This is a genomic window from Propylenella binzhouense (genome assembly GCF_009866965.1).
In the GTDB taxonomy this organism is placed as follows: domain Bacteria; phylum Pseudomonadota; class Alphaproteobacteria; order Rhizobiales; family Afifellaceae; genus Propylenella; species Propylenella binzhouense.
In genome coordinates, this window is record NZ_SPKJ01000152.1 from 1 (window position 1) to 6641 (window position 6641).

Genomic DNA, 6641 nt, shown 5'->3' on the forward strand with positions numbered 1-6641 from the left:
CTCCCGCGGCCGCGCCGCGGCGGGCGGAACTTCGCGCGGTTCGGGTTCCGGCCAGGCGGGCGCCTGCCGCTCCCAGGCCGGGGGCGCGGGCTCCACGGCGCCGAAGGACGGCTCCGGGCGAGGCGGGCGGAACTCCGGTACGTCGAGATATTGCTCGGAAAAGTCCGGCGCACGCACGGCGCCCTGCCGCGGCGGCAGGAACGCGCGCCGGTCCATCGGCGCCGGCGCCGGCGTGCCGGTGTCCCAGATGCTTCCGGACCCGATCTCCACCTGCGGCGACGCTCCGAATGGGGCCTGCAGATCCTCCGCGGAGGCCCCGCCCTCGATCGCCACGGCGACGATGTAGTGCCCGATCTGAAGCCGGTCGCCGTCCGCCAGCCGATACGGGCTCTTCACCCGGGCCGTCGCACCGTTCAGGAACGTCCCGTTTCGCGAAATGTCGTAGAGCCAGAAGCCCCCCTTCTCGAAGCGCACCTCGCAGTGGCGGCCGGAAATGAAGCGGCTCGGATCCGGCAGGGTCCAGTCGAGATGCTGCTCGCGCCCGATGTCGAAGCCGCGTTGGCGCGTCCTGAACTGCAGGGGGCCGCCATCCGGAAGGCGCTCGCAATTCTCGATGGTGAGCGTGATCGAAGCCGTCATGTTCCGTCTGTCCGCGGCCCTGCCGGACGGCGCCTTCAAAGCCTACTACAGGCGAGACCCGACGCAACCCGGCCGGCGGGCGGCCGCCGCGATTCCCGCTCAGACCGCCGCCGTGAGCCGCACCGCCATCGTCACGAAGGCGTTCAAGGTTTCCTCCCGATAGGGCCGGGCAACGCGGGCGAGGATGCCGAGCACCGCCGCATTCACCGCGCGCGGCGTGAGGAAGGGCGGCGCGACCGTGCCGGGCGCCTCCGGCGTCATGCTTCCGCCGCTCCAACCGGCGGCGAGCGCCACCCACACGCCGGGGGTCTTGCCGCTCGCCGCCATGGCGCGGTCGAGGGCTGCGCGGCGCAGCGCCTCCTCCGGCTCCCGCACCCAGGCCTCGGCCGCCGCCAGCATCTCCTGGTCCTGGGCGGTCAACGCGTCCGGCACCTGGCGCAGGCACTGGTGCGCCCACCAGACGGCCTCCCGGCGCGGGAGCAGGTAGGCGGCGAAGGTGATCGCCTCTTCGGGCGTCGGTCCGTTCGCGAGGCCTCGCAGGAATTCGAGGATCGGCCGGTCGTCCGGTTCGGCGCGCATGTCGTCCCGCGCCGCCGGGAACGCCTCGAACAGTTCGGCGGCCGTGCTGAACCGCAGACGGTAGGCCGGCGGCCGGGCCGAGTCCTCCGGCTGCACGCTGCCGACGGCATCGGGATCGCTCATGTGTTGATCTTCACAATGGTGCCCTTGATGTCCATCAGCGCCGCCGCGCTGTGCTCGGAGACCATGCCGCTGCTCGACTTGAACTGCATGGCCGCCTTCACCTCCACGATCGGGGAGGTGATCGTCACCGACATGCCGTCCATCACGATCGAGCTCTTGCCGACCTCGAACGTGATCTTGTCCTTCGCCCACACGTAAAGCTCGGCGCCGACATGGAGGCTGTCGTTGGCGCCGACGGTCCCGCTCCGGTTCCGGCCGATCGTGCGCTGCTCGTCGCGGCCGACCGCCGTCGTCAGGTCGCGCTCCGCGTGCACGCGAAGGACTTCCTGTCCCTTGGTGTCGATGAAGGCGATCTCGTTGTAGCCGCCGCCACCCGTCGTCGAGTTCGACTTCCATCCGGCGGTGTTCTTCTCGCCGGGAAGAGGGTAGGGCGGCTTGTTGTCCCCGTTATAGACGCACCCGATGACGAGCGGGCTGTCGGGATCCCCCTCCAGGAACTCGACCACGACCTCCATCCCGACGCGCGGGATGAAGATCCCGCCCCATTGCTTGCCGGCCCACACCTGCGCCAGCCGGCAGCGCATCGACTGGTCCTGGTTGCGATCCCAGTGGAATCGCACGAGGATCCGCCCGTGCTCGTCGCAGTCGATCTCGCCTTCCCCCACGACCTTCGCCGTCTGCGGGCCGGGAATGCGCGGCCTCGCCGTCACGTTCGGCGGCGCATAGTTCCGGCTCGACGGCATGAATTCGTATTCGCCCTGATAGGGCTCGTCCGATTCCGCCGCGCCGCCCGAGCGATACGCCTCCGCGTAATAGGTATGGCGGCAGCGGAGCACGAGATATTCCACGTTGAGCGCGGCGTTCGGGTGCTTCTCGAGCGTGACGAGCGCCCCCGGATAGCAGGTCGCGCAATCGCCGACGGCATAGAAGCGGGTGTCGGCCGCACGTTCCATGTCCAGGCGGACCTGGGCATAGGTCTCCCCGTCGCCTTCCGAGACGTAATTGCCCGGATAGACATAGGATTCGAGCTGGCCGTGCTCGTAGCCTGCGTCGCCCGTCTTCTCCGCCTCGAGATCGGCGGAAGGCTTCTTGAAGTCGTAGTCGTTGAGGGTGACCTTTCCGGTGGTGAAGCGGCGTTCGGGCGACCAGCGGGAGAAGTGCTCCTCGGACCTGCGGTAGTTGCCCGAAGGCGGGTAGTAGGGCCGCTTGCTTCCCGCAACCGCCGCATAGGAGGACAGGCTGTCGCCCATGACGAGCGTGTGGCGGCCGCGCTCGTGCCGGAAGTGGAAGCTGATACCGTGCCTTTCCATGAGCCGGGAGACGAATGCCATGTCGCTCTCCTGGTACTGCACGCAATATTCCAGCTCCGGATAGCCCTTCGACAGGAGCGACTCGAACTCCGCCAGGCCGCCATGGGCGGAGAAGATGGCCGCGATGATGTCGGGCGCAGTCTGCTCGTGGAAGATGAGCGAGTTCGTCCGCCGCGAGAGCAGCCAGAACCAGGGGCGGAGGACCAGCCGGTACATCGGTCCCTCGATCGTGTCGCCGAGCCCTTCGACCTCGGTGAGGATGCCGTCGAACCACCGGTCGCGATTTCCGACGGCGCTCAATCCGACGCTGCAATGCTTTCCGAGAATGTCATCGAAGCTCACGTCCTCCTGCGTGCAGAGCGCATCCACGCGATATTCGAAGAGTTCGCTCAGCGCTTCGGTTCCGCTGAACCGCGTGAGCACGAGGACGTCCTGTCCGAGCGGCGTGTCCAACTCGCCTGCGCGGCCAGCCTGCTGCACCGAGTTCGCCATTCACGTATTTCCCCCCAGCCGGCAGCGGACGCGAAGTGGCCGAAACCGAGCGCGCACGACGAAATCATGCGCCATGCCGCGAAATCTGGCCAGACCCGTCGGCCACCCGCGCCGGCAGGCTCAGCACCGGCCGCCGCGGGCGCGCGCCGGACGCGCTGGTCGGCAACCGGCGAGGGAACCATATGGCCAGCAAGGCGTTGCGCCCGCCGTGGGGAAGATGATGATTGCCGGAACAGAACTGCTCGAGGCGCTGCCCGTCGCCGTCTACATGACCGATCCGGAGGGCTGGATCACGTTCTTCAACGAGGCCGCGGCGGAGCTTTGGGGGCACCGGCCGGAAACCGGGAGCACCCGGTGGTGCGGGTCGTACCGGCTCCTGTGGCCCGACGGCCGGCCGATGGCTTACGAAGACAGCCCCATGGCGCAATCGCTGCGGCGGGGGGAGGCTCTTCGCGGGATCGAGGCGATCGCCGAGCGGCCGGACGGGAGCCGGGTGCCGTTCATGGCCTATCCGGCGCTGCTGCGCAGCGCCACGGGCGAGGTGACGAGCGCGGTCAACCTCCTCGTCGACATGCGCGAACGCAAGCAGGCCGATCTCCTGTCGGCGCACCTTGCGGCGATCGTCTCCTCTTCCGACGACGCCATCATCAGCAAGTCGCTCGAAGGCCGGATCAGGTCCTGGAACGCGGGCGCGACGCGCATCCTCGGCTACGAGCCGGAGGAAATGATCGGCGAGTCGATCCTGAAGATCATTCCGCCGGAGCTCCACAAGGAAGAGGACATGATCCTCTCCAAGCTGAGGCGCGGCGAGCATATCGACCATTACGACACGGTCCGCGTGACGAAGGACGGAAGGCGGCTCGACATCTCGCTCACCGTTTCGCCCCTGAGGGACAGCGCGGGCAATATCGTCGGCGCCTCCAAGGTGGCGCGCGACATCACCGAGCGAAAGCGCAGCGAGGAGCTTCAGCGGCTTCTCTTCGATGAGCTGAACCATCGCGTGAAGAACACGCTCGCCATGATCCAGGCGATCGCCAGCCAGTCGCTGCGCATGGCGGCGAGCCCGCGCGAGTTCGTAACGAGCTTCAACGGACGCGTACAGGCGCTCGCCCGCGCTCACAATCTTCTTGTCAGTGCAAAGATGAAGGGGAGCGATCTCGCCGAGATCATCCGCGAGCAGGTCGTGCTCGGCAGCAGCGACGGCAGCCGGATCAGGTGCTCGGGTCCCTTCATCATGCTGGACGCGCGCAGCGCCGTTCAGATTGCGCTCGTGCTGCACGAGCTTGCGACGAACGCCCGCAAATACGGTGCGCTCTCCGTTCCGTCCGGACAGCTTTCGATCGAGTGGAGCCTCGAGACGCATTCCGATCGCGTGCTCGTCATGGAATGGCGGGAGAGCGGCGTCGCAGGCGTGCGCGTGCCGAACGGTCACGGCTTCGGGACGACCCTGATCGAGCGCACGCTGCGGGCCAATGGCGGCTTCGCCTCGATCGACTATCGCGCCGACGGGATCGTCTGCGAATTGCGGCTGCCGCTGCCGGAAGAGGATCCCGGGGGCGCCATCCGGCATTTCGCCGAACTGCCGCGCGCGCTGGCGCGCGACCCGGCTGCATCCGGTCCCGGGCCGGTCTTCAAGGGCAAGCGCATCCTCGTCGTCGAAGACGAGCCCCTCGTGGCGCTCGAGATGGAGGCGCTCCTCGATTCGATCGGCTGCGAGATCGTGGGGCCGGCCGGGACCGTCGGCGATGCGATGAAGCTCGTCGCCCGCGCGCGCCCGGATGCCGCTCTCCTCGACGTGAACCTTGCCGGCCGGTCAGCCGATTCCATCGCCGCCGAACTGACGAAGCGCGGGATACCGTTCGCCTTCGCCACGGGCTACGGACGGGAGGGCCTGCCGGGCGCGTTCAAATCGGCCGCCCTGGTGCCGAAGCCGCTCGAGCCGGACCAGCTGACTTCGACGCTGATGAGACTGCTCGATCACGAGAACGTGGCGGCCGGGATCGTTCCGTTCCGCCCGAAGAAGAAGTGACGAGCGGGCTCGGCGGCCCGCCGGCGGAATTCGGCACTGAACCCGCTTCAGACGAAGCGGGGGCGGACTTCGTCCGCCCCCGGATGGCTTGGCCCGCGCTGCCGGATCAGTAGCCCGGCGGGCACTGCACCACGACGCGCCGTCCGTAGCGATCCCGCGCGTAGCAATAGCCGGGCCGCTCCGCGACCGCTCCGATAATGGCGCCGGAGGCCCCGCCGATTGCCGCGCCGACCAGCGCGCCCTCGGCGCTTCCGGAGGCGACGCCGCCGATGACCGCACCCGCGCCGGCGCCGATCGCTGCGCCGGTGGCGGTGTTCCGCTCCGTGGTCGTGCAGGCCGTCAGGCTGAGCGCAGCGACGCCGGCGAGCATGATCTTTCTCATTCGACTCTTCCCCGTTCTTTGGCTCCCGACCGGTGCGGGCGCGCGGTTACAAAGCCGTGCAACGTTAGTACGGGGCTTGTGTTCCCCGCCACCAACCGAACGATGCTTTTCACAGCGGCCGCGGCTGTCGCACCGTTGCACGGGAACCACAGTGTCGGATTTTCTCGGTGGCGGCCGCGTCGCTTCAACGGCTGTTCACATCTCGTTCCGTTGCGCCTGCCGGACCCGCCGTCTAGCCATGACGCTCCTTCCCCGCGAAGGATGGATTCGCAACAGGAGCCGCAAGACGCCGGTGCAAGGCGTGGCACATTCTGGGACAGGAAGGGAGGGACGGTTGACCTCTGGCACAGATTCGGCAGCACGCGCGCCATCCGGTCCCGGGCGATATTGTCCACCGCTCCTCAGTTTCGCACTTCTCCTCGGCCTCGGCGCCTGCACGTCGACCGGGCTCAAGAACGCCTCCGCCGACCTTGCGCCGGAAGCCGCGACGGCTGCGGCGGAGGTTCCGGCCAAGGCGGACGTGGCGGCCGCATCGCCGAAGATCGGCAAGCCCTACAAGGTCGCCGGCAAGACCTACACGCCGAAGGCTAGCCCGAACTACGACGCGATCGGCATCGCCTCCTGGTACGGGCCCCGCTTCGACGGCCGCATGACCGCCGGCGGGGAGACCTTCGAGAGCCTCGCTCTTTCCGCCGCGCATCCGACGCTTCCGTTGCCGAGCTATGTCCGCGTCACCAACCTCCTCAACCAGCGTTCGATCGTGGTGCGGGTGAACGACCGCGGGCCGTTCGCGAAGGGCCGCCTCATCGATGTCTCCGAGCGCACGGCCGAGCTTCTCGATTTCAAGGGCAAGGGCATGGCGCGCGTGCGCGTCCAGTATGCCGGGGCCGCGCCGGTCGAGGGCGACGACGACGCGTTCCTCCTCGCCTCCTATCGCGGGCCGGGCATGCTGCCGACCGCGCCGTCGGGCGGCTCGGCGAACGTGATGGTGGCCTATGCCGACCAGGTCCGGCCGACGCCCGCGCCGGAGGCGAGGCCGGAGCCGGCCGTCGCCGCGCGCGCGCCCGACGCGCCGACCGCGGTCGCG

The 6641-nt window shown here is 68.6% G+C and carries 6 protein-coding genes; 2 read left to right on the top strand and 4 right to left on the bottom strand.

The features are described from left to right. The 3 genes from E4O86_RS23710 to E4O86_RS21785 form a co-directional block, all read right to left on the bottom strand. On the bottom strand, nt 1-639 hold a 639-nt coding region (locus E4O86_RS23710), incomplete at its 3' end, for a type VI secretion system-associated FHA domain protein (RefSeq protein ID WP_161142654.1). Nucleotides 640-738: 99 nt separating this feature from the next. Next, complete coding sequence (locus tag E4O86_RS21780) at nt 739-1341, bottom strand: DUF6931 family protein (protein ID WP_161142655.1); 603 nt, start codon at nt 1339-1341, stop codon at nt 739-741. Then, nucleotides 1338-3143 (bottom strand): type VI secretion system Vgr family protein, encoded by a 1806-nt coding sequence (locus E4O86_RS21785; RefSeq protein WP_161142656.1) that lies wholly within the window; start codon nt 3141-3143, stop codon nt 1338-1340. Before E4O86_RS21785 ends, E4O86_RS21780 begins: the two co-directional genes overlap by 4 nt. Nucleotides 3144-3363: 220 nt before the next feature. Here E4O86_RS21785 and E4O86_RS21790 point away from each other — a divergent pair, with 220 nt between their 5' ends. Beyond that, complete coding sequence (locus E4O86_RS21790; protein ID WP_161142657.1) at nt 3364-5172, top strand: PAS domain S-box protein; 1809 nt, start codon at nt 3364-3366, stop codon at nt 5170-5172. 106 nt (nt 5173-5278) lie between these two features. On the opposite strand, the gene E4O86_RS21795 is transcribed toward E4O86_RS21790, so the two are convergent. Then, the gene (locus tag E4O86_RS21795; protein ID WP_161142658.1) at nt 5279-5554 is read right to left on the bottom strand and encodes a YMGG-like glycine zipper-containing protein; all 276 of its coding nucleotides are present in this window, start codon (nt 5552-5554) and stop codon (nt 5279-5281) included. Between the two features lie 334 nt (nt 5555-5888). On the opposite strand from E4O86_RS21795, the gene E4O86_RS21800 reads away from it, so the two are divergent. Further along, nucleotides 5889-6641, top strand: a 753-nt coding sequence (locus tag E4O86_RS21800; RefSeq protein WP_246206547.1) for a septal ring lytic transglycosylase RlpA family protein, incomplete at its 3' end; no start/stop codon positions are given.